Consider the following 26,676-nt stretch of genomic DNA (forward strand, 5'->3'; position numbering starts at 1 on the left):
TGTATCCCGATTGTATTACGCTGGCGAATGCGCCTTGAGCCAGTCCCGCAAGACGCTGTTCATGCGGACCTGCCATCCCTGCCCGGATGCACGAAAGGCAGCAAGCACGTCGGAATCCAGTTGAACGATCGATGAAGGGCTGTCTGTGGGACGGCCACGGCGAACCAGATTCCCGCCTTTATAAAGGTCGGCTTGCTCGAACCACTCATCCGTCAGTTCCGGAGCATCATCAGGGTCAATCCAGATAGACTCGATATCTCGTTTGTTCGCGTTCATTGGCCTTCCTTAGTGAGATGACATGTCGGGCATGCTCCCGTGGAGTCCAAACAAGAACCACCATCCGTCCATCCAAAACGCCTATCGTAACAAAACGTTGCTCTCCGTAATCCCTGCGTTCATCAAGACGTGTATACTGCTCACCAACAAAGATTTCTGGAGCGCGAAGAAAATCCAGTCCTCGTTCAACGAGGGTCTTTTCCCGTTTTGCCGGGTCGCAGGTGATCTTCATGGCTTCCATTGTAATGAGTCTTTTGACGGGAATTCAACCATGAAACACCTCGGAGACCTCCTTTTGCCCGATTGATCGAGGCTCAACCCAGGCACGCACTCCGACACGCAACCGTATCATAGAGTTTCAACAAGTCCTCGGAACGGGGCACCCGTTTATGGCGTCGGGCGAAGTGACGCAGTTGCAATTGGAGGGTATCCACCTCCTGCGCCGTGATGTCGATGCCCAGGCTGGCGTAGACCCAGCGAATGCCGTGTCGTCCCGAATGTTTGCCCAGTACCAGACGATGTTCCCGACCCACCGCGTGGGGGTCGATGCCCTGATAGTTGAGGGGATCCTTGAGCAGTCCATCCACGTGAATGCCCGCCTCGTGGGAAAAAACCCGCTCGCCCACCACACTTTTCTGAGGCGAAAGGGTCATGCCCGACGCCTGCTCCACCAACTTGGAAACCTTGGGAAATTGCGTCAGATCTATGCCGGTCCGCTGGCCGGAAAAACGGGTCAGGGCCGCGACCACCTCTTCCAAAGGGGCGTTGCCGGCCCGCTCTCCCAGACCGTTGACCGTGGTGTTGACATGGGTGACTCCGGCCCGGATCGCGGCCAGGGTGTTGGCGGTGGCCAGACCCAGATCGTTGTGGGCGTGCATCTCCAGATCCAGATCCGAGGCGCGACGCAACCGCGACATCCGCTCATACAGGCCGAACGGCTCCAAGATGCCCAACGTGTCGGCAAACCGGAACCGCTCCGCCCCGGCCTGTTGAGCCACCTCCATCACCTGAAGCAAAAAATCCGGATCCCCCCGGGAAGCGTCCTCTCCCCCCACGCACACCGCCAAGCCATCTGCCACCGCCTCGGTCACGCACCGTCGCACCTGGGACAACACCCAGGCCCGGTCTTTTTTCAGCTTGTGTTGGATCTGCTGGTCGGATACCGGAATGGAAAGATCCACCAACCCCACCCCCAAATGGCGGCAGGCCCGAATCTCTTCGCTGCGCATCCGGCACCAGACCAGCAGACGCGCCCGCAAACCCAGTTGCGCCACGGCGCGGATCTCCTCCTGCTCTTCGCGCCCCATGGCGGGGATGCCGATTTCCAGCTCCGGCACCCCCATGGCATCCAGACAGGTGGCAATGGCCAACCGCTCTTCCAGGGTAAAGGAGACGCCGGCGCTCTGCTCGCCATCCCGCAGGGTGGTATCGTCGATGATCACCGATGGCAGTCGTTGATGCGGCATGGCGGACTCCTGCGGAAAGGATCACCCGTTCCTGGACAAAGGGGCATGGGTATGACACCGCTTGGGACACACCTTGGAACAGGCGGCGCAGCCAATGCAATCGTCGGCGTTGTGGATGATCATCACCATGTGGGGATCATCGTCGAAACCGTCATCCTGCCAATCCTCCTCTTCTTCCGACCCGCTCAGACCGGCCACCGAATCCCGGTCCACTAGGTCGAACACCTCACGGGGACACACCTTGAAACATCGGCCACAACCGATACAGCGTTTTCCATCCAGCAGGGTAATGAAGGTGGGCATCCAGGGGGTGCCGCCACGGGTCAAACTGGTGACAAACGTTCCGGTCATCCTCGTCTCCTTGGGCTGCGGGCGCGCGACGCTCGCCATGGGTGTTCATCCGCACACTTCCGGTCGCGATGCGGTCAGGATAGGGTCATCACGCTCACAATCCAGCCACGACCCCATGTTCCCCGATCCGCTGCAACGCCACGGCCAGCAACTTGTCCGCCTCGTGTTTCATGCGGGACAGGTCGGCGAAACCGAAACGATGCACATCCCGCAACACCCGATCCACAGCCACCAGTTTTCCCACCACGATCAGCAAAGTGCCGAATCCTTCCGGGTTCATCTCCAACAAAGGCCGGGCCATGAGACCGCACTCTTTTTCGATGAGGACCGCGATGGCGTTGTAAAAACAGCGCAACCGGCCCAACGTGGCAGGCGAGGGATCCCCGACGATGGGAATCGATTGGCGCATTTCCGGAGTCACCAGAAAAGGTTCCAGCATCTTGTGCATCGAGATGCCCTCGCGAACACCACCATGGGAGAGCAATTGACGCCGCATCTCCTGGAAAAAATCGGTGGACAACAACGCTTCATCCTGCCACTGGGTGGTCTCTTGCTCTTGCATGATCCGGCTCCGTTCTGGTTTGTTTAAGGTTATTCATCCCAACCATTGGCCAGCATGGCCAAAAATTTATCCTCCGCCTCCTGGGAAGAGAGCGGTTTCTTGAAAGGGGTCAGACTCTCCCCATGGGAGGCCGAATGCGCTTGCAGTCTGTCCAGCAGCGTGGCAATCGATTCCCCCGACTCCACCACCATGGCGGTGATGCCCGCCGTGGCCAACTGCTGTTTGGCGGCCTCGCCGATCGCCACGCAAAACAACAGACGACACCCTGCCAGCAAGCGAACGCGCTCCCCGATCCGACCGCTGTGGCTGTCCGATGCCACGGATTGCAGCACCTCCACCAGTCGATATCCGTCCGACGCCACTTCGTGGATCACAAAACCCGTGGCCATGCCGAAATGCTCATCGACCCGCTGCCGATCGCTGCTGGCAAAGGCCACCTTTCCGGCGGGTTCACCCATGACCGGGGCTTCCAGGCCATGATGAACCCGCAACCGACGCCAGACGTTGCTCATCGTTCACCGCTCCAAGAGACGCAGGAATGGAACGCAACCCGCTGAAGTAAGGAGAAATCCCGTGCGCGGCACCCTCCAGCAGCCGGTTGGCCGCCTCGAACAGGGCATTGCGACTGCCCCGATAACCAATGCGCGCCTCGCGGAATCCGCCCAAACGGTCGAAGATGGGAAATCCGGCCCGCATCAGCGGCAGATGCAACCGGGCGGCGGTCTCCGCCAGTTGGGAGTTGCCCACCAGCAGTTCGGCTTTCTCCGCCACGGCCACTCTTTCCAGATCATCCAGATCCCCCACCACGGTCAACTCCGGCCCGACGTTGCGGCCCGATGACCGATGCGGGACCACGGCGGCCACGGTGTGGCTTCCCATTTCGGCGAACAGTTGATGAAATCCCGCCACCAGATCCGGCTCCCCGGCCATGGCCACCCGTTTTTGCCCCAACAGAAAATGGGTATCCAGCATGGCGTCCAGCATTTGCCGCCGCCAGCGCTCCACACGGGATGGCACCTTGCCCCCGGTCAAATTGGCCAACGCGGAAACCAGCCGGTCGGTGGCATCCAGCCCCATCAGATGCTCGAACCGCAACACCGGCATGGGGCAAAGCTGTTGCAGACGTTCCGCCGCCGGAAACAAGGAGCGGCCAATCACCAAGGTGGCCTGGGATTGATGGAATTCTTTAAAAAAATCAAGCGTGGTACCCCCCGTGGTAACCGGGAGATAATCCCCTTCCGCCAGATGCCCATCCAGGGCGTCGGACAGATCGGGCAGAAACACCGCCTCCCGATCAAACGCGGCCAACAGATCCCGCACCTCCTCCAGATCCCCCGGAGTCAGGCTGGAGGCGGCCAACACGTTGACGCGGGGAAGCGTGGCGTCGGCCCTCCAGGGACGCGGGGTGATCAGATGTTCCACCATGGCCAGAACCGCCAATCCGTAACCGCTCTCCTGGCATCCGGTGAAATCCGGCGCCTCCACCGGCACGATGGGCAACTCCCGCCATTGGGGATACTCCTGCCGAAAATGCCGGATCACCCGTGGCAGATCACATCCCTGGGTGGACACCAGTCCGGTGGCCACCACCCCGATCAAGACGGCCCCGCTCTTGGCGGCCAGAGTGGCCATCGCCTCGATCAGGTTGCCGTCCGCCCCCATGATGGTGCTGGTCTGATCCAAAGCCGTGGTCTGAATCGGAATCGGCTCCCGGAAGTGGCGTACAAAAAAGACCTTGGTGAACGCGCTGCACCCCTGGGAGCCATGCAACAACGGAATGGCGTTGGCCATGCCCTGAAAGGCCAATACCGCGCCGACGGTCTGACTGGTTTTCAAGGGGCGCACGGTCAGGGCTTTGCGTTTGAGGACAGGGGTGGTCATGGGGTCTCTCCCGTGGCGACAGGCACGGTCGCGGTCGCCCAGGGGGCCGGTCGACGCACCCGCTCCCAGATCGGACTGTGCATGGTGATGTCCAGTTGTCGGGCCAGCTCCGGCAGGCCCGCGTAACCGGCGTAGGCGTGCTCCCGCTCCTGGTTGATATCCAGAAAAGGCAGACAGGCCTTCAACGCGGTAAACATGTTGCGCCCACCGGCGATGAACACATCCGCCCGCTGCCGACGAAACAGATCCAACATCAGGCGCGGATTGCCCTCCTCGATCAGCACCGCCTCCTCCCCCATCAACTCCTGAATGCGCTCCCGGTCCTGCTGGGTGGACTTCTTCACGCCGGTCGCCACCACCGTCATGCCCAGATCCTGCAACGCGGAAACCACGGACCAGGACTTGACCCCGCCGGTGTACAGCAGCGCCCGCTTGCCCTGCAATCGTTGACGCCAGGGGAGCAGTTCCTGAGTCAGGCGTGCCTCTTCCCGCTGGATCACGGTTTCGGTGCGCTGTTGCAAGTCGGCATCACCGGTCAGCCGGGCCATGCGCCGCAAGGCGTCCGAGGTGTCGCGCATGCCGTAAAAACTCCCCTCGAACCAGGGAATGCCGTATTGCTCTTCGAGCTTGCGCGCCACGTTGATCAGCGCCTTGGAACAGACCAGCATGGTGACTTCGGCCCGGTGCATGGTCTGCACCTCGTGATAGCGGGTATCCCCGGCCAGGGTACACAACACCCGAATGCCCAGTTCGTCCAGCAACGGGGCTACATGCCAGAACTCCCCGGCAATATTGAACTCCCCGACCAGATTGATGGCGTGGATGCGCATCTCCGACCTGGGCGGCACCGGGTCCGGCTCCCGGGTGCCCACCACATATTTCAAGATGGTCTCTCCGGCGATCCGGTTGCCCAGATTCTTGGTGCCATAAAAACCGGCAGCGTCCACCGGAATCACCGGCAAACCAAAGGCATTGCCCGCCGCGCGACACACCGCCTCCAGATCATCGCCGATCAGGGCGGGAATGCAGGTCTGATAGACGAATACCGCAGGCGGATGCCACCGTTCCACCGTGGTCTTGATGGCGAACAACAGCTTCTTTTCGCCCCGCCCCATGATGATCTCCTGTTCGGACAGATCGGTGGTCAACCCCAAGCGATGCAACTCCGGACCGCTGGACAACGATCCCCGCCCATTCCAGGAACTCCCCGCGCAGGCGATGGAACCGTGAACGATATGGGCCGCATCGCTGATGGGAAACAGGGTGATCTGCGCGCCGTCGAAACTGCATCCTCCGGCTGTGGCACCGGGCTTGAGCTTGCCACAGGTAGTCTTGTCCGGGGTGTGATGCTGGCAGGCGGGTTCTTCCAGCAGTCTGGCGATCTCGGCGTTTTTCATGGGCCTCTCCTGAAATGGGGTTCCACCAGAAAATCGCAATGGTTATGCCAGAGACAATTAGTTGATTTATTTTGATATTTTGCCGTGATCGATTGTCCGGAATCCGACCACATCCCCCCCTTGGTCCGGTTTCGGACAATTGTTCGCCCATTGTCGCACAAAGCCGGCGCATCGTAATAAATAGATCATTATATATCAATTAATTAAGCTAGGCACAGCTCTTGCTGACCTGATATGTGTGGCACGATCACAAAAACCCTATCAAGGAGTCACGGCATGAGCATGGTCCAAGAGTCTGGATGCCGCCCGATCCAGCCAAACAATGCGCGGATCGAGGAGCATCCCTGTTATTCGGAAGGGGCCTCTCATCGCTACGCCCGCATGCATCTGCCGGTGGCCCCGGCGTGCAACATGCAGTGTCGTTATTGCAACCGGAAATTCGACTGTTCCAACGAATCCAGACCCGGGGTGGTTTCCGGGGTGCTAAACCCCGATCAGGCGGTGAAACGGGCCTGGGAGGCCAGACAGCGTTTGCCCCATCTGCGGGTGATCGGTTTTGCCGGACCCGGCGATCCCCTGGCCAACCGGGAACGGGTGTTCGCCACCTGCAAACCGTTGCGCTCCTCGTTTCCCGATTGGCATTTGTGCCTGTCCACCAATGGGCTATGTCTGCCCGAATCGGTGAACGCGATCCTGGATCACGGCATTCAGCACGTCACCATCACCCTCAACGCCCTGGATCCCGAGGTGGGAGCGGCCATCTATTCGTGGATTTTCTGGAACAAAAAACGACGACGCGGGGTGGAAGCCGCCCACATTCTGTTGGAGCAGCAACTGGCGGGGCTGTCCGCCCTGATCGCCCGGGGGGTGTTGGTGAAAATCAACTCGGTGTTGATTCCCGGAGTCAACGATCGACAGATCCCGGAAATCAACCGTCTGGTGAGCGAGGCCGGGGTGTTCAGTCACAACATCATGCCCCTGATCAGCGCCCCGGAGCATGGCACCTATTACGGTGTCATGGGGATTCCCGGACCAAACGAGGCCCAATTGCAGCAGGTGCGGAGTCAATGTGGCGGAGCGGCCAAACTGATGACCCATTGCCGTCAGTGTCGGGCCGACGCGGTGGGATTGCTGGAGCAGGATCGTCAGGCGGAGTTGAACCGCTCCCCGGTGGAAGACAGTCGGGTCATTCCCATTCACCGCCCCACCCGACGCGATCCGGTGGCCAACCCCCCATCACCGGTGGTGCTGGCCGTGGCCAGTCAATCCGGCGAGCGGGTGGATACCCATTTCGGGCACGCGGCATTTTTCCGGATCTACCGGGTAACGGGAGCGCAGATCGAACACCTGGGCGAACGTTTCGTGCCCCGTTATTGCCAGGGTGATGATCAATGCGAGGACAAGGACCACACTCTGAAAGCCGTTTTGAATCTTCTGAACGACTGTCAGGGTGTGATCTGTGCCCGCATCGGCTTTGTCCCCTGGCAGGAGTTGCTGGAACGGGGCATCGAACCGGTGAACAGCCATGCGGATCGGCCTGTGCTGGAAGCGTTGTCGCACACCGCGCGCCTGTTGCAGGACAAACACGCCATCCCCACCCCCAAGGTGGCCGCAGCCGGCATGAAAGGACGCGGCTGAAAACCAACACCCAATCGAGGAGCCTGAAAACCATGATCGCCTTAATCATCACCGCCGAATGCATCGCCTGCTGGGCCTGTGAGCCCATTTGTCCCAACGCGGCCATCCGGGTCAAGAATGAGGTGTTCCGCATCGACAAAAAATCCTGCACCCGCTGCGAAGGATACGGCGACCTGCCGCAATGTGTGGAAATCTGTCCGGTGGAAGGGGCCATCATCGACGATGAAGGAACCGCCATGAATCCTCCGGGCAGCCTGACCGGCATTCCCCCCAGGGAGCCACTGCCAGCCTGAAATCACGCCAGCCTATGGAGCAAAGACCATGGAACTGTCCACCGTGTGGCGTTCAACCCGTCCACCCTTTCATCACCGCAGGCTTGGCATCCATCCAACGCTGCTGGACGCGGCCCGACACAACCCGCTTGGGGTGTGGCTGGCCCGCATCATCAGTTCCTGGTTGAATGGAGATACGGCGTTGCCGGGTCATCTCGGTCTGGGAAGTCAGGCGTTCGCGGCGTTGATGCGCTACCATTTTCCCGGGATCACCCTGCCCAATCCGCTCCTGGATGGGCGGACGACTCCGGACCCGCAACGCGCGCCGGAACGGGAGGCGCTGATCGAATTGTTGCGCGCACACTGCGTGCTGGGTTATCCGGATGCCGACTGGATGGCGCGGATCGTGGCGGAAGGGTGTCTGGGAGAGGATCATCTGTGGCAGGATCTGGGGTTGTGGGCGCGGGAGGATCTCTCCTCCCTGCTCCAGCATGCGTTCACCCCCCTGGCGAGCCGCAATGTGAACGACATGAAATGGAAAAAATTCTTCTACAAGCAACTGTGCGAGGCGGCGGAGATTTCCCTGTGCCGGGCGCCGTCGTGCGACGCCTGTCGGGACTATGACCGGTGTTTCGGGCCGGAGAGATGATATCCCCCCGCTGGAGCCCGTTACAGAAACGGGCGGTGGGGGCTTATCTGGGGTTGGCGGTGGGAGACGCCCTGGGGGCCACGGTGGAATTCATGACCCCACGGGAAATCAAGGCCAACCATGGTCGGCACCGGGAGATCATCGGCGGGGGCTGGCTGGGACTCAAACCCGGTCACGTCACCGACGACACCACCATGAGTCTGGCACTGGGGGAGGCGATTCTGCGCAACCGCCGCATCGATCCGGTGGACGCGGCCCAGGCGTTCGACGCCTGGATGCGGGCCAAACCGGTGGATATCGGCAACACGGTGCGCCGGGGCATTCTGCATTTTCGCCGCACCGGGGCACCCCGCTCGCCACCGGGGGAGCAGGACGCGGGCAACGGTTCGTGCATGCGGGTATTGCCGGTAATTCTGGCCTGTCATGGGGGGACAGAGGAAAATCTCGACTTGGCCTGCCTGCATCAAGGCCGGGTGACCCATCACAATCCCCTGGCCGAGGCGGGAACCGAGTGCATGGCCCATCTGGTGCGCATGGCCCTGACCGGCATCCAGGTCTCCGACATGCTGTCTGGACCGGTACAACAATTGGTGTCGGCCTGGCCGGTTTTCCGTTTCCGGGTGCGACCGGAGATGAGCCATCCCTCTGGTTTTATCGCCGACACGCTGCGGGCAGTATTCCAAGGGTTTTTCGACTCCGACAGCTTCGAAGAGTGTGTCACCGACGTGGTCAATCTGGGTGGCGACGCCGACACCACCGGGGCCATTGCCGGCATGTTGGCCGGCGCCCATCACGGGGTGGAAGCGATCCCGAAACGATGGCTCAACGCCCTGCAACCCCAGGTGGTCGAGGGTTGTATACGTCAGGCTTTGGCTTTGATCCAATCCGCGCCCCTGCCCGTCATGCCCGAGGCGGGATGGTCAAATCCGGATGTGCGCATCACCGGGACAAGGTGACTTCGTACAACCCTCCGATCACCAGATACTCCTCTTCCCCTTTGAGCACGCCGGGCAACAGGGCGTTGAAAAACATGATTTTAGGTATTGGAACATCCGTTTCCAAAATTTGATCCCCAAATTCATCTGCCCGTTCCCGATTGATGGTGAATGAACTAAGATTGTTGAGCAACACCACGCACAGCCGTCGTCCCAGTCTGGCGACCAGATCGTGTTCCGCCAGCCGGTTCACCCCGCGAAACAAGGTGACGTGTTGCTGCCGGGGCTGTTGCCGGACCAACTCATATTGACAATAGGTATACAGCAGATCCAATTGCCCTTCCAGATTATTGGTGTTGTAGACCCCCGCGCTTTGTTGCCTTAAGAATCTTTGGTAATCGTCACTTTCCGGCAGGATGCGACCGCCGAAATAACGGGGTAGCAACCCGAAGCGCGACGCCACCCAGCCTTTCAACACCGCCCCTTCCCGACCATCCGGATCGAACAGCCAGCCGCGCAACACACTCAAATAATCCGCCTTGTTGCGGCGGATGCGGGATTGGGCGTTGAAGCCCGCGCTCTCCGGCGAGGCCAGGGAAAAATAAACCGCCAAGTAATCCATAAACTGCACAGCCCGATCCTTCGGGTCGGAGAGACGCTCCAGACGCCAAAACAAATCCTTGTGGATGATGGCCACCCCATCCAGTTCCACCCGTTCGGGCCGCAACTGAAAATCCAAACTGGCCAACACCGACGAGGGGACGTTGCACCGGTTGAACCGGGTCCACGACTCTCTGGGAGGCGGCCAGGACTCCCCCACATCCACACGCTGCGGCATACTCGCTCCCTTGCGGGCCAAAGGCACCCAAAACGATTGGTTTTTTCGATCCCGAAGTCTATCGACAATTCCTTCCAAAGCTCAATCCCTCTTGTGATTTTGTAGACAAACGGACATTCAGACGCTTCATGTCGTATTCCAGACCTGATTTCAGGCGTGGCGAAAGTCAATTTAATGATTTATTATCATATGGTTATGCTATAATAACAGATTTGGCGCGGGAAATGCCCTTATGGAAATCGAGGCAGTCACACCGTTTCTTTTCCCATTCCAGACCAAGGAGTATCCCAACATGGCAATACGGCAATGCGCCATTTACGGCAAGGGCGGCATCGGCAAATCCACCACCACCCAGAATCTGGTCGCCGCACTGGCCGAAGCGCAACAAAAGGTGATGATCGTCGGTTGTGACCCCAAGGCCGACTCCACCCGCCTGATTCTCCATGCCAAGGCCCAGAACACCATCATGCAGTTGGCTTCGGAAGCCGGCAGCGTGGAGGATCTGGAGCTGTCCGACGTGCTCAAAGCCGGATATGGCGGCATTCGCTGCGTGGAATCCGGTGGACCGGAACCGGGTGTGGGATGCGCGGGTCGGGGTGTGATCACGGCCATCAATTTCCTGGAAGAAGAAGGGGCCTACGAAGAGGATCTGGATTTTGTGTTCTACGACGTACTCGGGGATGTGGTGTGCGGCGGTTTCGCCATGCCGATCCGGGAAAACAAGGCCCAGGAGATCTACATCGTGGTTTCCGGCGAGATGATGGCCATGTACGCGGCCAACAACATCGCCAAGGGGATCGTCAAGTATGCCAATTCCGGCAAGGTGCGTCTGGCGGGTCTGATCTGCAACTCCCGCAACACCGACCGGGAAGCGGATCTCATCGAGGCCCTGGCGGAACGTCTCGGCACCCAGATGATCCATTTCGTTCCCCGGCACAATGTGGTGCAACGGGCGGAAATCCGCCGCATGACGGTGATCGAATACGATCCCACCAGCCCCCAGGCCGATGAATACCGCCAGTTGGCCAGCAAGATCGTCAACAACAAGAAAATGGTGATCCCCACCCCCCTCACCATGGATGAACTGGAAGCGCTGCTCATGGAGTTCGGCATTCTGGATGAGGAGGACACCTCCATCATCGGACGCACGGCGGCGGAAGAAAAAACCATTCCCATCGTTCAGGCTGTGGCGTAAGGAGACGGGCCATGTTGACACGTGACGAAGCGGAAAAATTGATTCAGGAGGTGCTGGCGGCCTATCCCCCGGAGGCCGCCGAAGACCGGGCCAAACATCTGGCGGTGCTGGACGGAGAAGCCCTGGAAGGCGGTTGCGGCATCACAGCCAACCGCAAATCCCTGCCCGGCGTGATGACCATTCGCGGTTGCGCCTACGCCGGTTCCAAGGGGGTGGTCTGGGGACCGATCAAGGACATGATCCACATCTCCCATGGTCCGGTGGGATGTGGTCAATACTCCCGGGCGGGACGACGCAACTATTATGTGGGGACGACCGGGATCAACGCGTTCGGCACCATGAATTTCACCTCGGATTTCCAGGAGAAGGATATCGTCTTCGGCGGCGACAAGAAGCTCGCCAAACTGCTGGAAGAGGCCAACGCCTTGTTTCCCCTCAACAAGGGAATTTCCGTGCAATCCGAATGCCCGGTGGGTCTGATCGGCGACGACATCGAAGCCGTGGCCAAGAAAAAAAGCGTGGACCTGAACAAACCCATCGTGCCGGTGCGCTGCGAAGGCTTTCGCGGGGTCTCCCAGTCCTTGGGCCACCACATCGCCAACGACACCATCCGGGATTATATTCTCGACCGTCCCAAGGCCGATGACGGCATTCAAGCCGGTCCTTACGACGTGGCCATCATCGGGGATTACAACATCGGCGGGGATGCCTGGTCTTCCCGCATTCTGCTGGAGGAAATGGGATTGCAGGTGGTCGCCCAGTGGTCCGGGGATGGCACCCTCGCCGAACTGGAACGGACTCCCAAGGTGCGGCTGAATCTGGTGCATTGTTACCGCTCCATGAACTACATCAGCCGTCACATGGAGACCAAATACGGCATTCCCTGGCTGGAATACAACTTTTTCGGGCCTTCCAGGATCGCCGACTCGTTGCGCCGCATCGCCGCCCGCTTCGATGACCGCATCAAGGCCGGCGCGGAAGCGGTGATCGCCAAATATCAACCCATGGCCGATGCCATCACCAACCGTTTCCGGCCCCGTCTGGAGGGCAAACGGGTGATGCTGTATGTCGGCGGATTGCGTCCCCGGCATGTGATCGGCGCCTATGAGGATCTGGGCATGGAGGTGGTGGGCACCGGTTATGAATTCGGCCACAACGACGACTACGACCGCACCCAGGTGGATTTGAAAAACACCACGCTGATCTATGACGACGCCTCCGGCTACGAGTTGGAGCGTTTTGTGGAACGGGTGCGTCCGGATCTGATCGGATCGGGCATCAAGGAGAAATATGTCTTCCAGAAGATGGGCATTCCCTTCCGGCAGATGCACTCCTGGGACTATTCCGGCCCTTATCACGGTTACGACGGTTACGCCATTTTCGCACGGGACATGGATATGACCATCAACAACCCCTGCTGGAAAATGATGACGCCTCCCTGGCGTCAGCCCAACGCCGCGTGAACCCAAAAAGAAAAAATCTCAATGTTCCACTGTCTTTCGTGTCTGCGGATGAGCAGCACGGGAGGGGAGACCCACCATGAATCAAACCGCGGAAAAGATCATTCCCTGTTATCCCCTTTTCCAACAACCGGAATACCGTGACACCCTGAGAAAAAAGGGGGAAGAGTACGAAAACCGGGAACCGAAAGCCAAAATCGACGAAACCTTCGCCTGGAGTACCTCGCCGGAATATCAGGCGCTGAATTTCCAGCGGGAGGCGTTGACCGTCAATCCCGCCAAGGCCTGTCAGCCTCTGGGGGCGGTACTGTGCGCGTTAGGCTTTCACGCCACCTTGCCTTACGTGCATGGCAGTCAGGGCTGCACCGCCTATTTTCGCACCTATTTCAATCGCCATTTCAAAGAGCCGGTGGCTTGCGTCTCCGACTCCATGACCGAAGACGCGGCGGTGTTCGGCGGTCAGAAGAACATGTTCGCCGGTCTGCAAAACGCCAAGGCGCTGTACGAACCGGAGATGATCGCCGTTTCGTCCACCTGCATGGCGGAGGTGATCGGGGATGACCTGAACGCTTTCATCACCAACACCAAAAAAGATGGCCGCATCCCCACCGACTTCCCCACCCCCTACGCCCACACCCCGAGTTTCATCGGCAGCCATTTGACCGGGTGGGACAACATGCTGGAGGGGATTTTGCGCTATTTCACCCTCAACGCCATGGCCGACAAGGTGCCGGGCAAGAGTGGCAAGATCAATCTGGTGGCGGGATTCGAGGGGTATCTGGGCAATTTCCGGGTGTTGAAACGCATGATGCAGGAGATGGGGGTTTCGGCCACCTTACTGTCCGACCCGGAGGCGGTACTGGATACGCCGGCGGATGGCAAATACCGCATGTATGCCGGAGGCACCACCCAGGACGAGATCAGACAGGCTCCCAACGCCATCGACACCTTGTTTCTGCAACCGTGGGGAGCCGACAAAAGCAAGAAATTCGTCAAGGAGACCTGGAACCATCCGGTGACCAGCGTGGATGCGCCCTATGGTCTGGCGGCCACGGATCGCTTCCTGATGACCATCTCCCAACTGACCGGTCAGCCCATCCCCGCCTCCCTGGAACTGGAGCGTGGCCGACTGCTGGACATGATGGCCGACTCCCACGCCTGGTTGCATGGTCGCAAGTTTTCGGTATACGGCGACCCGGATTTTGTCATGGGCATGGCCCGTTTTCTCATGGAACTGGGCGCCGAGCCTGTGCATCTGTTGAGCCACAACGCCAACAAACGCTGGGGCAAGGCCATGGAACAATTGCTGGCCTCTTCCCCCTACGGCAAAGGGGCGGAGGTGCATTTCGGTCGGGATTTGTGGCATCTGCGCTCCCTGCTGTTTGAAAAGAAGCCCGATTTCCTGATTGGCAACTCCTACGGCAAGTTCATTCAACGCGACACCCTGCACAAGGGCAAGGAGTTTGAAGTGCCGTTGATCCGCATCGGATTTCCCATTTTCGACCGGCACCATCTTCATCGTCACACCACTCTGGGTTACGAAGGGGCCATGTACCTGCTGACCACCCTGGTCAACGCGGTGCTGGAACGGCTCGACGAGGATACCCGGGGCATGGCGGAGACCGACTACAACTATGATTTGATTCGATAGGGGGTGTGCGTGCCAGAGATCATGTTGAGACACAATGAACGGGGGGAACTGCTGTGCTATGTGCCCAAAAAGGATCTCGAAGCGGTCGTGCGAACCGTGGAGTTCGATCAGGACGACCGGTGGGGAGGCACCCTGAGTCTCGCCAATGGGGAAAAGCTCTATCTGGAACCTTTGACCCAACGACCGCTGATCCCTGTCACCTTTCGTGTACGCAAATTGTGAACCAGGAGTAAAACCATGACCGTTTCAGTCCAGGAGTTGACCGAAGAGCTGGCCTTGCGCATCGGTTTGGCCAGTCGGGAATTGTCGCTGCCTTCGCCCCGCGTCCTGATCACGCGGTTGCAGGAGCTGTTTGGAGGTCAACTCCCGGACCAGGAACGGTTGAAAACCCTGACCCCCTGTCAGTTGCGCCCTTTGTTGCAACAGGATCTGCCCGATCTCACGGGCAAGACCCTCAAATCCGCCCTGCACTGGTTGACCAGTTGGGAACCGGAGGTCGCCAACCCGGTTAAGGATTCCGCCGCGCCTGTGGCGGATCATCCCCCGGATGGGGTGGTACGGGTGGCCATGGCCAGCATGGGTCATGGTCGGCTGGATGGCCATTTCGCCTCATGCAGCCACTTCATGATTCATGATGTCACCTCCGACGGGATACGCCGGGTGACGGAGCGCGCCCTTCCCCTGACGGACGAAAAGCGGGACAAGGTGGAAAGCCGTCTGGCCCTGATCCGGGACTGTCGGATTCTGGTGGCGACCAGCATCGGCGGACCGGCAGCCGCCAGAGTGACCCGCGCAGGTCTGTTGCCTCTCAAGGTGACAGACGGCATGACCGCCACGGCATGGCTGGAGGATCTGCGACAGGTCCTGGCCACCACCCCACCGCCCTGGCTGAAACGGATCATGCATGGGGATTGACGCAGAAGGTGATGCCCGTTTTGCACCATGCGGCCATTCCGGGCATCAAGAAGCCGTCGGGCTTGCGGGGACGGGTGAGCGTTTGTGGTGGGGTGTGGAGGTATTGAAACGCCATGGACAGGATGGCGGGAACGATCAGGGGAAATTTTCTGATACGCTGAAGGCAAGGATCTGGTATCATGGTTCCGTCATTCACATTGATTCTCGAAGACTCCGACCATGAGCGCCTCCATTGCCACGTTTGACACCTTGAAATTTGTCCACCGTTTGCGTGATGCCGGGGTGGATGTGACCAACCCCGAAGCGCGCCCATTCACCGGGGGGATATCCTGGATCCGGTCGAGGGTCATCCCGCAGGGGACTTTTTTCGATGTGGGAATGATGGGGGATCTGGTATGATGAGGCCTCATCCACACATAAATCCGGAGCAATCACCATGGCCACCGTCACTTTCGATACCCTGGAACTGGTTGAATCTCTTGAGGCTGCCGGATTCACCAAAGAGCAATCCAAGGGTGTCGTCAACGCCTTCAAAAAGGCTCAAGACGTTTCCTTCAAAGAACTCGCCACCAGGGGAGACATCAAGGAGCTGGAAATGCGAATGGATGCCAAGTTCGAAAAAGAACTCGCCCCAATTCGTACCGATCTCCTGCTGATCAAATGGATGCTGGCCCTGGTGATCACAGCCACAGTGCTTCCCGCCTTGAGAACACTCTTTGGATGACGCGCCTGAATGAACTGGTCCCGCGCAAAAGCCCCCAACGAACTTGAGTTGGCCACCAAGAAAAATCTGCAAGTCGAACTCGCCCCACTCAAATGGGGCATGGCTGGATGCGTTGCCGGAATCGTCACGCTCATCCTCCAATCGTTCTTCCTGCACTGACCAACCCCGAAGCGCGCCCATCTACCGGGGGGATATCATGGATCCGGTCGAGGGTCATCCCGCACCCGCGAGGCATTTTCCGTTTTTTCAATAATGGGACGTGGCCATCACGGATGGTGACTACTTTTTGAATGCTGGGAGTGGCAAACTGTCCACCTTGACCATGGAACCCGATGCCATGCTTGACGAGGATTTTCAGTAGCCTGACTCATTAATTTGGTCAAGAAATAGCGTTCACTACTCATCACATTTATTGCGTGACAGATCAACGACAATCATGCCGTCAACTTCTGGAAGTTGGCTTCTAAAATCTCGTTCCCAACCATCAGAACCTTCTTCCCCTTTCATGAATGAACGCACATAATCCGGAATTTCATTAAAATAGCCTGGGGAATTTGTGTTGCTGTTGTTATATTCTGTTATGGTTTTTGAAAAGCAATCACCAAAGAACATTTGCAGTCCTTTGATTCCATTGCTGTGCGCCATAGGGCAACAAAACAAACAAGATGCGGGCATGGCATCGTTTAAAAGAACACTCCACCCTATAACTTGTTTTACTCCTTTAATGTATTGATTAGAAATAGGTATTGCCTCACTTAAGAAAACACCCTCATCAATCCCTTTCGAGGGCATCCCGCCACATTTTGTCTTGAACGGTTGACTGCCAAAGTGCAAAGCACTATAGAGTGCATAAAACGGCAAGAGATTCTTAGCATGTGCATCTTTAATAAGTGTATCAATCTGAAGCCCATATTTGTTGGCATAGGCTAAGGAAGGGTAATTGTCATTTTTGTCAAGGCGTTTAGCTTGCACGCGCAGACCAATTCCTGCACATCCATCTATGAACCACCACTCCCAGTCTGCCCCTGTTGTTTTTCCCTCTTCCCGTCGCGTAAATTTATGATAACGGACATAAGGAATATGTTTGGTAAGGGAATACAGAAACCAGTCCGTTATGGATTCTTCGCCAACGTTTGACTGTGAAGACATCCAATCGTAAACTTCTTGACAGACTTTGGTGGCTTGGTCGCACGAAGACATATTGATTTGCCTATATAACTGTGTGCTGGATTACATCAACTGCCCCTATTCAGCAGTCAACTGAAAATTTTAGACTCCCACCCCATTTTTGGGACAGTTTTTGCGATTGCAGTATGGCTTGACCCATGGAGTTCCGCATACTACCCCTTGAATCTCTTTGGGACTTAAATACAATCCCAAAAACGGCCTTCCCAGTATTCCCGGAAAGGCCGTTTAGCGATTCAAAATATGGTGGGCGGCACAGGGATTGAACCTGTGACCCCTGCCGTGTGAAGGCAGTGCTCTCCCGCTGAGCTAGCCGCCCGCTTGCGGGGAAAGATCGTGGAGCTTTTCTCGATCTTTCTTGCGGTACAACGTTGAAAAGGATACACCACTCTTCCTCCAAGAGTCAATGAAAATCGTCAGCCTCGCCCATCTCTTCTTGCGGGACCCCCAAAAGCCAGGGCAGGCGGATTCGGGATCGGTTCAGGTGGCGGGTTGCGCAGACAGATGGTGATCCAGACGTCGGATCAGGGTCTGCAAGGTCGCGCCAGCCTCCACGAAGGCAAAACGATCCAGATTGGTTTCCATTTCCTCCACCAAAACCCGCAGATCCTCCGGGGCATGGGCCATCATGGGTTTCAGAGCCTCGAACATATCCAATCCCTCCCCCGAGGAGACATGGAGAAAGTCGGCCAATCGATGCAACACAGGTCGGATGACCGCCAGATCCAGCGGTTGCGCTTTTTCGTCCCCCCACGACTGCTGTTCGTGGCACGCCAACAGTCCGATGGATGCCATGACCCGCTTCAACGCTTGGTCGAATTGTGCCAACACCAGGGGCCACCGTTCCCGGAGATTCTCCTTGATGGCGATTTCCAGTTCCGAGGCCACCACGGACAGCTCCGTGGCGGAAAGATTGCCCGCCAGTCCCTTGATGGAATGGACCAGACGCTTGACCGGCTCCAGTCCATGTCCTTCGGCCTGCTCCAGGTGGTGACGAATGGTTTCCGTGGCCTGGGCGTGTTCGCGACCAAACGAAAGCAACAACGCACGCAACAGCTTGTGATTGCCGTTGACCCGATCCAATGCCCGTGGCACATCAATTCCGGGCAGGATGTCGGGCAAACACGCCGCTCCGGAATCCCCGACCTCGGGAACGAGAATGGAAATTTCTTCAGGCACCACCCGCGCCATGGGCTTGATCCAGTGCAGCAGCGCTTCGTAAAGCCGACATTTATCAATGGGCTTGGAGAGATGATCGTTCATCCCCGCCGCCAGACACCGTTCCCGTTCTCCGGCCATGGCGTGGGCGGTCATGGCGACGATGGGCAGATCCCGGGGCAAAGACGAGGCGCGCATCTGACGGGTGGCCTCATAGCCATCCATGATGGGCATCTGGATGTCCATCAGGACCAGATCATAAGGGGATGCCAAAGCCTTTTCGACCCCCTGTTGACCATTTTCCGCCGCTTCCACCAGCAGACCGACACCACGCAACAGCTCCTCGGCCACCAGACGGTTGATGGCATGATCTTCCACCAGCAGCACTTTGGCGCCGCCAATCCGGGCGCGCAATCCTGCCAGATCCATGGGCGTGCCCATACCCCGGTGGGTTTTGGGACACAACGGGGCCGGTGGCAGGGTGGCGGGATCCTGACTGGGCAAAAGCACCGTGAAAAAAAACAGACTGCCCTCCTGGGGTATGCTTTCCACCCGCATCTCCCCCCCCATCATGGCCACCAACCGTTTGCAGATGGTCAAACCCAGACCGGTTCCGCCGTAACGGCGTGTGGTGGAGCCATCCGCCTGCACAAACGGATGAAAAAGTCTGCCGACTTCTTCCGCAGTCATGCCGATTCCCGTATCCCGCACCGAAAATTCCAATTGTTCCGGGGTGAGATCATCCCGGGCACGCAGCAGACGGGCTGTGACCACGATTTCGCCACGCGGGGTGAACTTCAAGGCGTTGGCGACCAGATTGATCAGGATCTGTTCCAACCGGTAGGGATCCCCGATCACCCGGGGGGGAGAGTCGCCGATCCAGTGCAGGGTCAGCCGCAACCCCTTCTCCTCCGCCTGCCCCCGGAACAGATCCGACAGCCGATCCAGCAACTCCCGTGGCGAAAAGAGAACCGTTTCCACTTCCAGTTTGCCGGCCTCGATCTTGGAGAAGTCGAGGATGTCATTGATGATCCGCAGCAACAAATGCGAAGAGTCGGCGATCTGCCGCAGGTAGAAATGCGAACGGGGATCCGTGGGATGCTGCAATCCCAGATCGGTCAAACCGATGATGGCATTCATCGGAGTACGGATTTCATGGCTCATGTTGGCCAGGAATTCACTTTTGGTGCGGCTGGCGGCTTCGGCCTGCTCCTTGGCCTGTTCCAGAGTGGTCATGTTCTCCTTGAGGGCCAAATCCTTGAGGTGCAGACTGGAAGCCATATGATTGAAAGCATGACCCAGTTCGGCGAACACGTCTCCGGATTCCAGATGGATGCGATGTTCCAGACGTCCCTGAGCAAACTGTTCGGCGCCAATACGCAACTGCTGGGTTCGTTCTTTGATGATTTTCTTCAGAAACAGGACAATCAGGACAAACAGAACCAGACCCTCCACGGAAAGCAGCATGAACAGCTTCTGATTCCAACTCCCGACAGCCATCACATTCTCTTCGACGCGCCCCAAATAGTCGCCCATTTCCTGCTTCATGGCGTCGATGGTGATTTCAAGATCCTGCCAGGAACGCAAGGCACCCTTTTTCGCCCGTTCCGCCGGATCGGCCCGATAGTTCCCGAGTTGCACCTCCTCGTGATAACGCAGCAATCCGGCATGAAACCGTCTCAGATCCTTCTCAAGACCATTCAGCCAATCCGGATCGGTCCACTCCTTGGATTGGGCGATCTGCTGGAACTCCTGAAACTGGGCGAAAGCCAGTTCCATCTCCCGGATCCCCTCTTCCAGATCCACCTCCGGTCGATTCAGATAACGCTTGAGCGCCTGTTCCAGATCCAAAAAAACAGAACGGCTGGCATGACTGCGTAACCGCACCGGTTCCGGCACCTCCTGAAGACGATTATCCGGGATGATCCCGAACAGGCTCTCCCGAAAGGCCGACAGTTTCTGTTCGATCTGGGAGACCTGAGCCATATGGATTGCGCTGGTCAACTCCCGGCGCATATCCACCTGTTTGTCCTGATACTGCACCAACGCGACCCGCAAAACCGACAACGCCTCGCTGGGAATGACGGGGGGAAACAGCAGACCCGCGGTGTGCAGATCCTGTTCGAGTTGCCGGACCTGTTGCTCAAAACCATCCAGGGAGTCCAGAATCGACTTGAAAAACGGGGGTTCCGTCTGACTGGTCATCAGAAAGGCGGCATGGGCTCCGCGGAGATGATCGTGGACTTGTTGCAGGCGTTTGAGTTGGGGGGCGTGAAAATTGATCAGGGTGTGGAGCGCCGCGTTGCTCTGACTGCTGTTGCGGTAGGCGATCACCACCACCGAAACCAGAATCACAAACAACAACGCAAAACCGATATTCTGGGCCGTACCGTATGGAAGACGCCACAAACGGACAATCATGCTCAATCCGGGATCCCGGCGAGAAGACGAGTCATGGCGATACGCGACCGGTTTCACAACTTCGACTGAATGATCTGGCAAATGTCATAAAAGGAGGTCATGGATTCCATTTCATCCACCTCCAGGGTCACGCCGAACTCCTGTTCCAACGCCAGGCACAAATTGAGATGGTTGAACGAATCCCAGCCATCCACCTCTTCCATAGCGGTGGAGTCGTCAATCCGGGCGGGATTCAGATTCAGCAGATCGGCCATCAGTTGTTTGATCTGTTCTTCCATGGTCGGCTCCAATCCGGGTGATCCACGGCGGTGTGGCGACATCGCCGCAGGTAAGGTCCAATTCCCAAAGAGTTTCGCCTTGATTGGCGTTTTCAGGGGCCACGGACGAACGAATGAATCCATGGTCCGGATAAAGGTTTTCTGCCGGGACATTCCTGGCCGTGGGAATGAAACAGCCCCGGATGCGCCGACGGTTCAGGCGACGCGCTCCTTTGCACAATTCGGCCAGCATGGCGGTTTCGATGGTGCGTCCGATGACCCGGCAACTCAGCAAAAAGGTCTCCACCTCCAGGGTCTCCTGGTCGTCCAGACCTCTGGCCATCATCAAACCCACCACCCCGTTGTCGCCGAAACGATCCGTCACCCGCACGCCGTACACCAGCCAATCCGGATCGTTTAGGCGTCTGGCCACCTCTTCTTCGGAATGGCGCCGGGTGGTGAGGTTGAATTGATTGGTTTTCTGGGTCAACTGGGCCGCACGGGCCACGGTGGTGGCGGTCACCGGAACGATCTCCACCCCCATCTCCAGACTGATATAATATTCCTGCAACGAACCACTCGCCATTTTCAACGCCTCGGCCTGATCCCGTTGTGCGTAAAGGGCGCTGCGGTTACGATCCTCCGCCGATACGGTCAAGGCATCGAACCAGCCGGGTTCAAGAATGGCCTCCACCGCCTCTTCGGGCCGGGCCGGAAATACGATCACGGTCACCATGGGCAAGGCGGCCCGCACTTCGGCGCACTCCACCGGGTTGTCGTCCACGAAAACCAGATGTTCCAGACCGATGTTAAGCCCCTGGGCAATAGCCCGCAAGGATTGGGACTTGGGTTGCCAATGAATCTCCTGCCGGGCGAAATGGTGAGGCTTGAGCAGCATGGCCGGATGATCCCGGAACACCTCCGCCACATCCTGGGGATTGTTTTTACTGGCAATGGCCAACAAAATCCCTCGGCTGTGAAGTTGCAACAAAACCCGCTGATAGGCCAGATGGGCGCTGCCCGGATAGTCCGGGCCCAGCTTGAGGCCATGGAGACCATCCTCCCCCACGATTCCCCCCCACAAGGTGTTGTCCAAGTCGGTGACCAGACATTTCCGGGTCAGACCCGCCGCGGCCCGCAAATATTTCAGATACTCCCCGGCCAAGCGGGGCAACATCGGGGCGGCGATGGGGGCTTTGGCCAGATGGGCCATGCGCCGGTCGAACCACCGTTCCGTCCCGCAGCGGGCCACCAGACCGGAGTAGTCCACCACATGCAGACCCCGTGCGGCCCGAGCCCGCTCCAGCAAGGCGGCGCGCACTCCCTGGATCACCTCGGCGGCACCCGGCCCGTTCATCCCCTCCAGAATTCCCCAGGCCCGCTCCCTCGGCCCCACCAGATCGTGAATCAGCAACAGCGCCTCGCAACGACTCCGAAAGGCAGTGATCAACGGATCGATCACCCCCATGGCCGCCGCGACCCCGTTCTCCACCGCAGAAGCCGGCAGAATCCCCCCGTCTTCATACAGATGGGGCAACAACCGTTCCCCCTCGATGGCGAGGATCACCACATCCGGCTTGAAGGCGTAAAGTCCGCTGTCGGGATTTAAAATCTCCTGGTGGTACTGGGCAAAGCCCGACACATGCCACACCACCCGCACCCCATGGGCCAACCCCAGGGCCAACAGGGCATCTTGCATGAAATCAATCGAAAAAGAGGCCAGAACCGCAACCCGCAGCGTCTTGAGTCCCAACGCCCCTTCCGGCAATTCACGGGCGACCCGGGCCACCACGCGCCAACGTCCCGCCTCTTCTCCCCGGGTCAGATAGTCCAAGGCGGCATTGCGGGTTTCAAAGATACGGTTCTGCTCCAGAGCGGTCAGAAACGCCTTGCGTGCTTCACGGATCATAACCATAGCGTCCTTGCGCCGCCATTTCGCTGAAAGTGGCCAGCACGTCGCGGGCATCCAGGCACAACAGCTCCGCCCCCCCCAGGCGGGCATGACGCCACCCCCCGCGCCGTTTGAGATCCGGCACCAAGCGTGAAATGCGCCGTTTTCGGGAGATCTCCGGGTCGAAAAGTCGGGTAACCGTCACCACCGTCCCGGATGGGGTGCGGGATGACAATCGAAACGATTCACGGGTGAAGGGCGAGAAGGGCAGATGTTCTTCCAGGAGCGCCTCGGCGGCGTGGAAAAAGGTCATGGATTCGATGGACGCCCCCAGAAACAGAATCTTGCCGTTTTCCGCCAGCAATCCGGCATACGGGGAACCGGCTCCGCAGGGGGTGGAACAGTTGGGGTGATCGCGACAAAAGGCGTCCGCCCGCTCCCCCCAGGCCGCCACCGAATGGGTGGGATGAATGCTGCGCACCACCCCCGGAGAGCGACGGAACAGCTCGGTAAGCAGTCCGGAGCGGGAAGGCGTGGCCCGCAGGTCAAACACACTCCCGGCCCGGGCCCACTCCACCGCCGTGCCGGTAAAGGGCAAAGTGGGCATGAACAGCAATCCGGACGGTCCCACCACCTCTTGCAACACCTGGAGAATGTCACTGCTTTTCCCGGTGAAGGCCTCCAGACGATCCAGGGAAGAGTGAACCAGCAGGCAATCCCCGGTGTGAATTCCCAGACCCGTCAGGGTCTGTTTCAGGGCTTCCGGACCGAATCCCTGCCAGCGCCGGAGCCAGGCCAGACGGTGTTTTTTCCAGGCTCCCTTGACGAACCGTTTGCAACGGGCCGCAAAAGGACGAATCATGCCCGCCCCTCGATGATCCGGTCTTGCAACAGCAGGGCATCCAGGAGGTACTTGGTGGCCCAGTTGGGAAAGCCGGCGGGTTGGTACTCCCCCAGAAACATGGGAAACGATCCGGCCAAAGCCCCGCGCATGGGGGAGGACGGAACACCGATCACCTGCAATCCCTTGAGAAAATCCAACAAACGATGACCCGCCTCCAGAAAAATGCCGTCCCCCAGAATTTGGAACAGTCGGAAACAGACCACCGCCAGTTGGGCATTGCCCGTGAGGCAGGAACTGAAAGAGGCGGGGCTCCAGTCCGCGTGAAACCGGCCCGGCAAAAAACCATCCGGAGAGAGGACATCGATGATCGGCAGCATGCCCCGACGGGCAGACTCGATCAGGGCGGTATCTCCGGCGGCGATGCCGGTTTCCAGCAGTCCCTGGAGGGTATAGCCGATGGTATGGGTCAAGGGGGCCTCGTCCCGTTCGAGGCAGTTGTGGGGAAACCAGCCATTGGACCGTTGCAGACGCATGGAGGCCCGGGCGATGCGCACCGCGGCTTGCTGACAGTTCGGATCCTGGACCAGGGTGCCGAACTGGTGCAATCCCCAGGCGCACAGACAGTTGTAGGTCTTGATGGGCCGATCGACGACAAACTGGCCATGGGTGCGCAAGTGGCCATCCCGATCCATGTCGGCGAGGAGGAAATCGGCGGCGCGTCGGGCGGCCTGTTCGATACGGGGATCGGGTTCGTGTTTCAGAAGGGCGGCAAAACCCTGGAGCACCATGCCGGTATTGAACACCGCCGGCCGTTGACGGGCCGGCGTGGTGATGGCACCGCTCTGCACCGCCCCGGAGGCCATTTGCACCTCTGCCTCCCAGTGAGCCATGGCCAAAGCCCGCTCCCGCATCAGGGCATCGGAAAACCGAATGGCGTAATCGAGCAACGAGACGATGATATAACCCGTGGTCTCCGGATAGGATGGCCGCCAGCCATTGCCCAAAGGGGAGCGTTCCAACGGGTCGCAGGGGTAATAGCCCATGGAGACCCCATCATCCGGGGTGCTTTCCCAGGCGCGGATCAGCCATTCGGCGGCGGCATGGGCCCTCTGGCGACAGGCTCCGTCCACGGGTTGCACCCCGTTGGTCATGAAACGGATCTGATCGTTCCAGGCCAGCCACGCAAATTCGGCCTGACCCGGAAGTCGGCCCAGACGGGCGAGGTGTTCACAAAAGGCCCAATAGTGCTCCTTGAACGGGCGGGCCCGGAGACGACTGGATACAATACGTGGTATGGCGAGCGGATGCATGGGCGAGCCGATGGTAAACGGTATTTTTCAGGGCATGACTTGTCCGCCGGTCAGGGGCAGATCCACCCCTGTGAGGAAGGCGGCCCCTTCTCCGAGGAGAAATGCCACGGTACGGGCCACGTCTTCCGGGGTTCCCAGACGACGCAACGGAGTGCGACCGATTTCGCTTTTGAAGATACGTTCGTTCAAATGTTCGGTCATGTCGGTACGGAGCAATCCGGGGGAGACGGTATTGACCCGGATTCCCTCTTCGGCCCACTCCACGGCCAGTGCCTTGGAGAATCCCTTGAGGGCATATTTGGCCGCGACATAATCGGCCATCTGGGCGGGCGGGGCATCCCAGACCACCTGGGACAGAATATTGACCACGGATCCGCCACTGTTTTTGAGATGCGGAAAAGCCTGACGACACACCTGATGGACCGCCTTGAGTTGAAAATCCAGGTGGTGCATGAACTGGGACCATTCCAGATCCCGCATCGGACGATGAAAAATCTCCCCGGAGGCGGCATTGACCACGGCGTCGAGGCGGGCGAACCGTTTGAGGGCAAGCTGGAACAACCGTTCCACGGCGTTGCCTTCCCGCAGGTCGGCCTGGATGGCGAAAGCCTCGCCACCGGCCTCACCGATTTTTTGGACCATTCGTGCGGCCTTTTCCTCGTTTTGGAAGTAGTGGATCCCCACCGCCCAGCCGGAAGCGGCCAGCAAGGTGGCGATGGCCGATCCCACTCCCCCCGTGGCGCCGGTGATCAACACGCACTTTTGGCCGACGGGAAGCGGGTCGCACTGTTCCGGGGTCGGATTGGGGGATTCCGGAAGGGCTTCGTGATCGCGAATCTTGACCCGGGCCATGCCCCCCACCGCCACCTGATCCTCGGCGTTGCGAATCTCCGTGGAAAGCAAAATGGTCTGGGTGGTGGGATTCTTGCCGATGACCCGGGCCAGGGCGGTGACGCACTCCCCCACCCGCACCGGTCGCCGGAAGGCCAGATCCTGGGCCAGATACAAGGCGTTGCGGCCTGGAATCCGCATGCCGACCAACTGGGAAAAAAGCGCGGCCAACAGCATGCCGTGGACCACCCGGCCCTCGAAGCCGGAAGCGACGGCATAGTCTTGATCCATGTGCAACGGACTGAAGTCACCACTGACTTGCGCGAAATGGTCCACATCGGCGGCGGCAAAGGTCTTTTCCAAACGGAACGTGTCGCCCACTTGAATCTGATGGAAGGTCAATTCATCGCAAAGGTGCATGGCGTTCACGGGGTAGACCAATAATTTAGAGTAATTTCTGAGTTTTATATATTACCCCTTTCCGATCTCGCCACCAAGGCTTTTTTTTGTCCGTGCAGACAAGGGATTGACGATTTTATGATGGCATTATTCTTGCTTTGAACCTTCCG

The 26,676-nt window shown here is 58.8% G+C and carries 28 protein-coding genes and 1 tRNA gene; 12 read left to right on the plus strand and 17 right to left on the minus strand.

Going from position 1 to position 26,676, the window contains the following annotated elements; translation table 11 throughout:
• Nucleotides 1-15: 15 nt before the first annotated feature.
• From HQL98_07135 to nifE, 8 genes are all read right to left on the minus strand, one after another.
• A complete protein-coding gene (locus HQL98_07135; GenBank protein MBF0271818.1) occupies nt 16-276 on the minus strand; it encodes a BrnA antitoxin family protein in 261 nt (86 codons plus the stop codon).
• The gene (locus HQL98_07140) at nt 236-508 is read right to left on the minus strand and encodes a BrnT family toxin (protein MBF0271819.1); all 273 of its coding nucleotides are present in this window, start codon (nt 506-508) and stop codon (nt 236-238) included. Before HQL98_07140 ends, HQL98_07135 begins: the two co-directional genes overlap by 41 nt.
• 82 nt (nt 509-590) lie before the next feature.
• A complete protein-coding gene (gene nifV, locus HQL98_07145; protein MBF0271820.1) occupies nt 591-1,742 on the minus strand; it encodes a homocitrate synthase in 1,152 nt (383 codons plus the stop codon).
• A gap of 21 nt (nt 1,743-1,763) precedes the next feature.
• Complete coding sequence (gene fdxB, locus HQL98_07150; protein MBF0271821.1) at nt 1,764-2,093, minus strand: ferredoxin III, nif-specific; 330 nt, start codon at nt 2,091-2,093, stop codon at nt 1,764-1,766.
• A 94-nt stretch (nt 2,094-2,187) separates the two neighbouring features.
• On the minus strand, nt 2,188-2,655 hold the full coding sequence (locus HQL98_07155) for a NifX-associated nitrogen fixation protein (protein MBF0271822.1): 468 nt from the start codon (nt 2,653-2,655) through the stop codon (nt 2,188-2,190).
• Between the two features lie 29 nt (nt 2,656-2,684).
• Entirely contained in the window at nt 2,685-3,167 is a 483-nt protein-coding gene (locus HQL98_07160; protein MBF0271823.1) for a hypothetical protein, read from the minus strand.
• Entirely contained in the window at nt 3,106-4,536 is a 1,431-nt protein-coding gene (nifN, locus tag HQL98_07165) for a nitrogenase iron-molybdenum cofactor biosynthesis protein NifN (GenBank protein ID MBF0271824.1), read from the minus strand. The genes HQL98_07160 and nifN overlap by 62 nt, the downstream gene beginning before the upstream one ends.
• Nucleotides 4,533-5,933, minus strand: a complete 1,401-nt coding sequence (nifE, locus tag HQL98_07170) for a nitrogenase iron-molybdenum cofactor biosynthesis protein NifE (protein MBF0271825.1) — start codon at nt 5,931-5,933, stop codon at nt 4,533-4,535. The genes nifN and nifE overlap by 4 nt, the downstream gene beginning before the upstream one ends.
• A 276-nt stretch (nt 5,934-6,209) precedes the next feature.
• Between nifE and nifB the strand changes: the two genes are divergently transcribed.
• Genes nifB through draG form a run of 4 tightly spaced genes read left to right on the plus strand, consistent with a single transcriptional unit; the run spans nt 6,210 to nt 9,448 of the window.
• Complete coding sequence (gene nifB, locus HQL98_07175) at nt 6,210-7,571, plus strand: nitrogenase cofactor biosynthesis protein NifB (protein MBF0271826.1); 1,362 nt, start codon at nt 6,210-6,212, stop codon at nt 7,569-7,571.
• Nucleotides 7,572-7,606: 35 nt separating this feature from the next.
• On the plus strand, nt 7,607-7,864 hold the full coding sequence (locus tag HQL98_07180; GenBank protein ID MBF0271827.1) for a 4Fe-4S binding protein: 258 nt from the start codon (nt 7,607-7,609) through the stop codon (nt 7,862-7,864).
• A gap of 28 nt (nt 7,865-7,892) precedes the next feature.
• The gene (locus tag HQL98_07185) at nt 7,893-8,492 is read left to right on the plus strand and encodes a nitrogen fixation protein NifQ (GenBank protein ID MBF0271828.1); all 600 of its coding nucleotides are present in this window, start codon (nt 7,893-7,895) and stop codon (nt 8,490-8,492) included.
• Nucleotides 8,489-9,448: an ADP-ribosyl-[dinitrogen reductase] hydrolase gene (gene draG / locus HQL98_07190; GenBank protein ID MBF0271829.1), complete on the plus strand. Its 960-nt coding sequence runs from the start codon at nt 8,489-8,491 to the stop codon at nt 9,446-9,448. The genes HQL98_07185 and draG overlap by 4 nt, the downstream gene beginning before the upstream one ends.
• Here draG and HQL98_07195 read toward each other — a convergent pair.
• Nucleotides 9,432-10,265 carry an NAD(+)--dinitrogen-reductase ADP-D-ribosyltransferase gene (locus HQL98_07195; protein ID MBF0271830.1) on the minus strand — a complete coding sequence of 278 codons (834 nt, stop codon included), beginning with the start codon at nt 10,263-10,265 and terminating at the stop codon, nt 9,432-9,434. The two genes, draG and HQL98_07195, sit on opposite strands and share 17 nt — an antisense overlap.
• 292 nt (nt 10,266-10,557) lie before the next feature.
• Here HQL98_07195 and nifH point away from each other — a divergent pair, with 292 nt between their 5' ends.
• The 8 genes from nifH (at nt 10,558) to HQL98_07235 (ending at nt 16,369) form a co-directional block, all read left to right on the plus strand.
• A complete protein-coding gene (gene nifH, locus HQL98_07200) occupies nt 10,558-11,460 on the plus strand; it encodes a nitrogenase iron protein (GenBank protein ID MBF0271831.1) in 903 nt (300 codons plus the stop codon).
• 11 nt (nt 11,461-11,471) lie between these two features.
• The gene (gene nifD, locus HQL98_07205; protein MBF0271832.1) at nt 11,472-12,923 is read left to right on the plus strand and encodes a nitrogenase molybdenum-iron protein alpha chain; all 1,452 of its coding nucleotides are present in this window, start codon (nt 11,472-11,474) and stop codon (nt 12,921-12,923) included.
• Nucleotides 12,924-12,999: 76 nt separating this feature from the next.
• Nucleotides 13,000-14,571 carry a nitrogenase molybdenum-iron protein subunit beta gene (nifK, locus tag HQL98_07210; GenBank protein MBF0271833.1) on the plus strand — a complete coding sequence of 524 codons (1,572 nt, stop codon included), beginning with the start codon at nt 13,000-13,002 and terminating at the stop codon, nt 14,569-14,571.
• Nucleotides 14,572-14,580: 9 nt separating this feature from the next.
• On the plus strand, nt 14,581-14,793 hold the full coding sequence (gene nifT, locus HQL98_07215; GenBank protein ID MBF0271834.1) for a putative nitrogen fixation protein NifT: 213 nt from the start codon (nt 14,581-14,583) through the stop codon (nt 14,791-14,793).
• A gap of 15 nt (nt 14,794-14,808) precedes the next feature.
• Entirely contained in the window at nt 14,809-15,486 is a 678-nt protein-coding gene (locus HQL98_07220; protein MBF0271835.1) for a dinitrogenase iron-molybdenum cofactor biosynthesis protein, read from the plus strand.
• Between the two features lie 219 nt (nt 15,487-15,705).
• A complete protein-coding gene (locus HQL98_07225) occupies nt 15,706-15,885 on the plus strand; it encodes a hypothetical protein (protein ID MBF0271836.1) in 180 nt (59 codons plus the stop codon).
• Between the two features lie 37 nt (nt 15,886-15,922).
• Entirely contained in the window at nt 15,923-16,210 is a 288-nt protein-coding gene (locus HQL98_07230) for a DUF1640 domain-containing protein (GenBank protein ID MBF0271837.1), read from the plus strand.
• Nucleotides 16,211-16,219: 9 nt separating this feature from the next.
• Nucleotides 16,220-16,369 (plus strand): hypothetical protein, encoded by a 150-nt coding sequence (locus tag HQL98_07235; protein ID MBF0271838.1) that lies wholly within the window; start codon nt 16,220-16,222, stop codon nt 16,367-16,369.
• 237 nt (nt 16,370-16,606) lie between these two features.
• Here the strand turns inward: HQL98_07235 and HQL98_07240 are convergent, their stop codons facing one another.
• The 8 genes from HQL98_07240 to HQL98_07275 all read right to left on the minus strand — a co-directional run bounded on the left by HQL98_07240 (nt 16,607) and on the right by HQL98_07275 (nt 26,536).
• The gene (locus HQL98_07240) at nt 16,607-17,359 is read right to left on the minus strand and encodes a hypothetical protein (protein MBF0271839.1); all 753 of its coding nucleotides are present in this window, start codon (nt 17,357-17,359) and stop codon (nt 16,607-16,609) included.
• 280 nt (nt 17,360-17,639) lie between these two features.
• Nucleotides 17,640-17,714 (minus strand) — tRNA-Val (locus HQL98_07245).
• Nucleotides 17,715-17,875: 161 nt separating this feature from the next.
• Complete coding sequence (locus tag HQL98_07250) at nt 17,876-20,980, minus strand: response regulator (protein ID MBF0271840.1); 3,105 nt, start codon at nt 20,978-20,980, stop codon at nt 17,876-17,878.
• Nucleotides 20,981-21,027: 47 nt separating this feature from the next.
• Entirely contained in the window at nt 21,028-21,252 is a 225-nt protein-coding gene (locus HQL98_07255) for an acyl carrier protein (protein ID MBF0271841.1), read from the minus strand.
• On the minus strand, nt 21,191-23,140 hold the full coding sequence (locus tag HQL98_07260) for an HAD family hydrolase (protein MBF0271842.1): 1,950 nt from the start codon (nt 23,138-23,140) through the stop codon (nt 21,191-21,193). Before HQL98_07260 ends, HQL98_07255 begins: the two co-directional genes overlap by 62 nt.
• Nucleotides 23,130-23,984 (minus strand): AAC(3) family N-acetyltransferase, encoded by an 855-nt coding sequence (locus HQL98_07265; GenBank protein MBF0271843.1) that lies wholly within the window; start codon nt 23,982-23,984, stop codon nt 23,130-23,132. The genes HQL98_07260 and HQL98_07265 overlap by 11 nt, the downstream gene beginning before the upstream one ends.
• Entirely contained in the window at nt 23,981-25,276 is a 1,296-nt protein-coding gene (locus HQL98_07270) for a hypothetical protein (protein ID MBF0271844.1), read from the minus strand. The genes HQL98_07265 and HQL98_07270 overlap by 4 nt, the downstream gene beginning before the upstream one ends.
• Before the next feature lie 27 nt (nt 25,277-25,303).
• Nucleotides 25,304-26,536, minus strand: a complete 1,233-nt coding sequence (locus HQL98_07275) for an SDR family oxidoreductase (GenBank protein ID MBF0271845.1) — start codon at nt 26,534-26,536, stop codon at nt 25,304-25,306.
• Between the last annotated feature and the right edge of the window lie 140 nt (nt 26,537-26,676).

It is taken from the genome of Magnetococcales bacterium (genome assembly GCA_015231755.1).
Lineage (GTDB): Bacteria > Pseudomonadota > Magnetococcia > Magnetococcales > Magnetaquicoccaceae > Magnetaquiglobus.

Coding starts and splice junctions, on each gene's coding strand:
- HQL98_07135 (MBF0271818.1), bottom strand. CDS start 276: ATGAACGCGAACAAACGAGATATCGAGTCTATCTGGATTGACCCTGAT.
- HQL98_07140 (MBF0271819.1), bottom strand. CDS start 508: ATGAAGATCACCTGCGACCCGGCAAAACGGGAAAAGACCCTCGTTGAA.
- nifV (MBF0271820.1), bottom strand. CDS start 1,742: ATGCCGCATCAACGACTGCCATCGGTGATCATCGACGATACCACCCTG.
- fdxB (MBF0271821.1), bottom strand. CDS start 2,093: ATGACCGGAACGTTTGTCACCAGTTTGACCCGTGGCGGCACCCCCTGG.
- HQL98_07155 (MBF0271822.1), bottom strand. CDS start 2,655: ATGCAAGAGCAAGAGACCACCCAGTGGCAGGATGAAGCGTTGTTGTCC.
- HQL98_07160 (MBF0271823.1), bottom strand. CDS start 3,167: ATGAGCAACGTCTGGCGTCGGTTGCGGGTTCATCATGGCCTGGAAGCC.
- nifN (MBF0271824.1), bottom strand. CDS start 4,536: ATGACCACCCCTGTCCTCAAACGCAAAGCCCTGACCGTGCGCCCCTTG.
- nifE (MBF0271825.1), bottom strand. CDS start 5,933: ATGAAAAACGCCGAGATCGCCAGACTGCTGGAAGAACCCGCCTGCCAG.
- nifB (MBF0271826.1), top strand. CDS start 6,210: ATGAGCATGGTCCAAGAGTCTGGATGCCGCCCGATCCAGCCAAACAAT.
- HQL98_07185 (MBF0271828.1), top strand. CDS start 7,893: ATGGAACTGTCCACCGTGTGGCGTTCAACCCGTCCACCCTTTCATCAC.
- draG (MBF0271829.1), top strand. CDS start 8,489: ATGATATCCCCCCGCTGGAGCCCGTTACAGAAACGGGCGGTGGGGGCT.
- HQL98_07195 (MBF0271830.1), bottom strand. CDS start 10,265: ATGCCGCAGCGTGTGGATGTGGGGGAGTCCTGGCCGCCTCCCAGAGAG.
- nifH (MBF0271831.1), top strand. CDS start 10,558: ATGGCAATACGGCAATGCGCCATTTACGGCAAGGGCGGCATCGGCAAA.
- nifD (MBF0271832.1), top strand. CDS start 11,472: ATGTTGACACGTGACGAAGCGGAAAAATTGATTCAGGAGGTGCTGGCG.
- nifK (MBF0271833.1), top strand. CDS start 13,000: ATGAATCAAACCGCGGAAAAGATCATTCCCTGTTATCCCCTTTTCCAA.
- HQL98_07220 (MBF0271835.1), top strand. CDS start 14,809: ATGACCGTTTCAGTCCAGGAGTTGACCGAAGAGCTGGCCTTGCGCATC.
- HQL98_07225 (MBF0271836.1), top strand. CDS start 15,706: ATGAGCGCCTCCATTGCCACGTTTGACACCTTGAAATTTGTCCACCGT.
- HQL98_07230 (MBF0271837.1), top strand. CDS start 15,923: ATGGCCACCGTCACTTTCGATACCCTGGAACTGGTTGAATCTCTTGAG.
- HQL98_07235 (MBF0271838.1), top strand. CDS start 16,220: ATGAACTGGTCCCGCGCAAAAGCCCCCAACGAACTTGAGTTGGCCACC.
- HQL98_07240 (MBF0271839.1), bottom strand. CDS start 17,359: ATGTCTTCACAGTCAAACGTTGGCGAAGAATCCATAACGGACTGGTTT.
- HQL98_07255 (MBF0271841.1), bottom strand. CDS start 21,252: ATGGAAGAACAGATCAAACAACTGATGGCCGATCTGCTGAATCTGAAT.
- HQL98_07260 (MBF0271842.1), bottom strand. CDS start 23,140: ATGATCCGTGAAGCACGCAAGGCGTTTCTGACCGCTCTGGAGCAGAAC.
- HQL98_07265 (MBF0271843.1), bottom strand. CDS start 23,984: ATGATTCGTCCTTTTGCGGCCCGTTGCAAACGGTTCGTCAAGGGAGCC.
- HQL98_07270 (MBF0271844.1), bottom strand. CDS start 25,276: ATGCATCCGCTCGCCATACCACGTATTGTATCCAGTCGTCTCCGGGCC.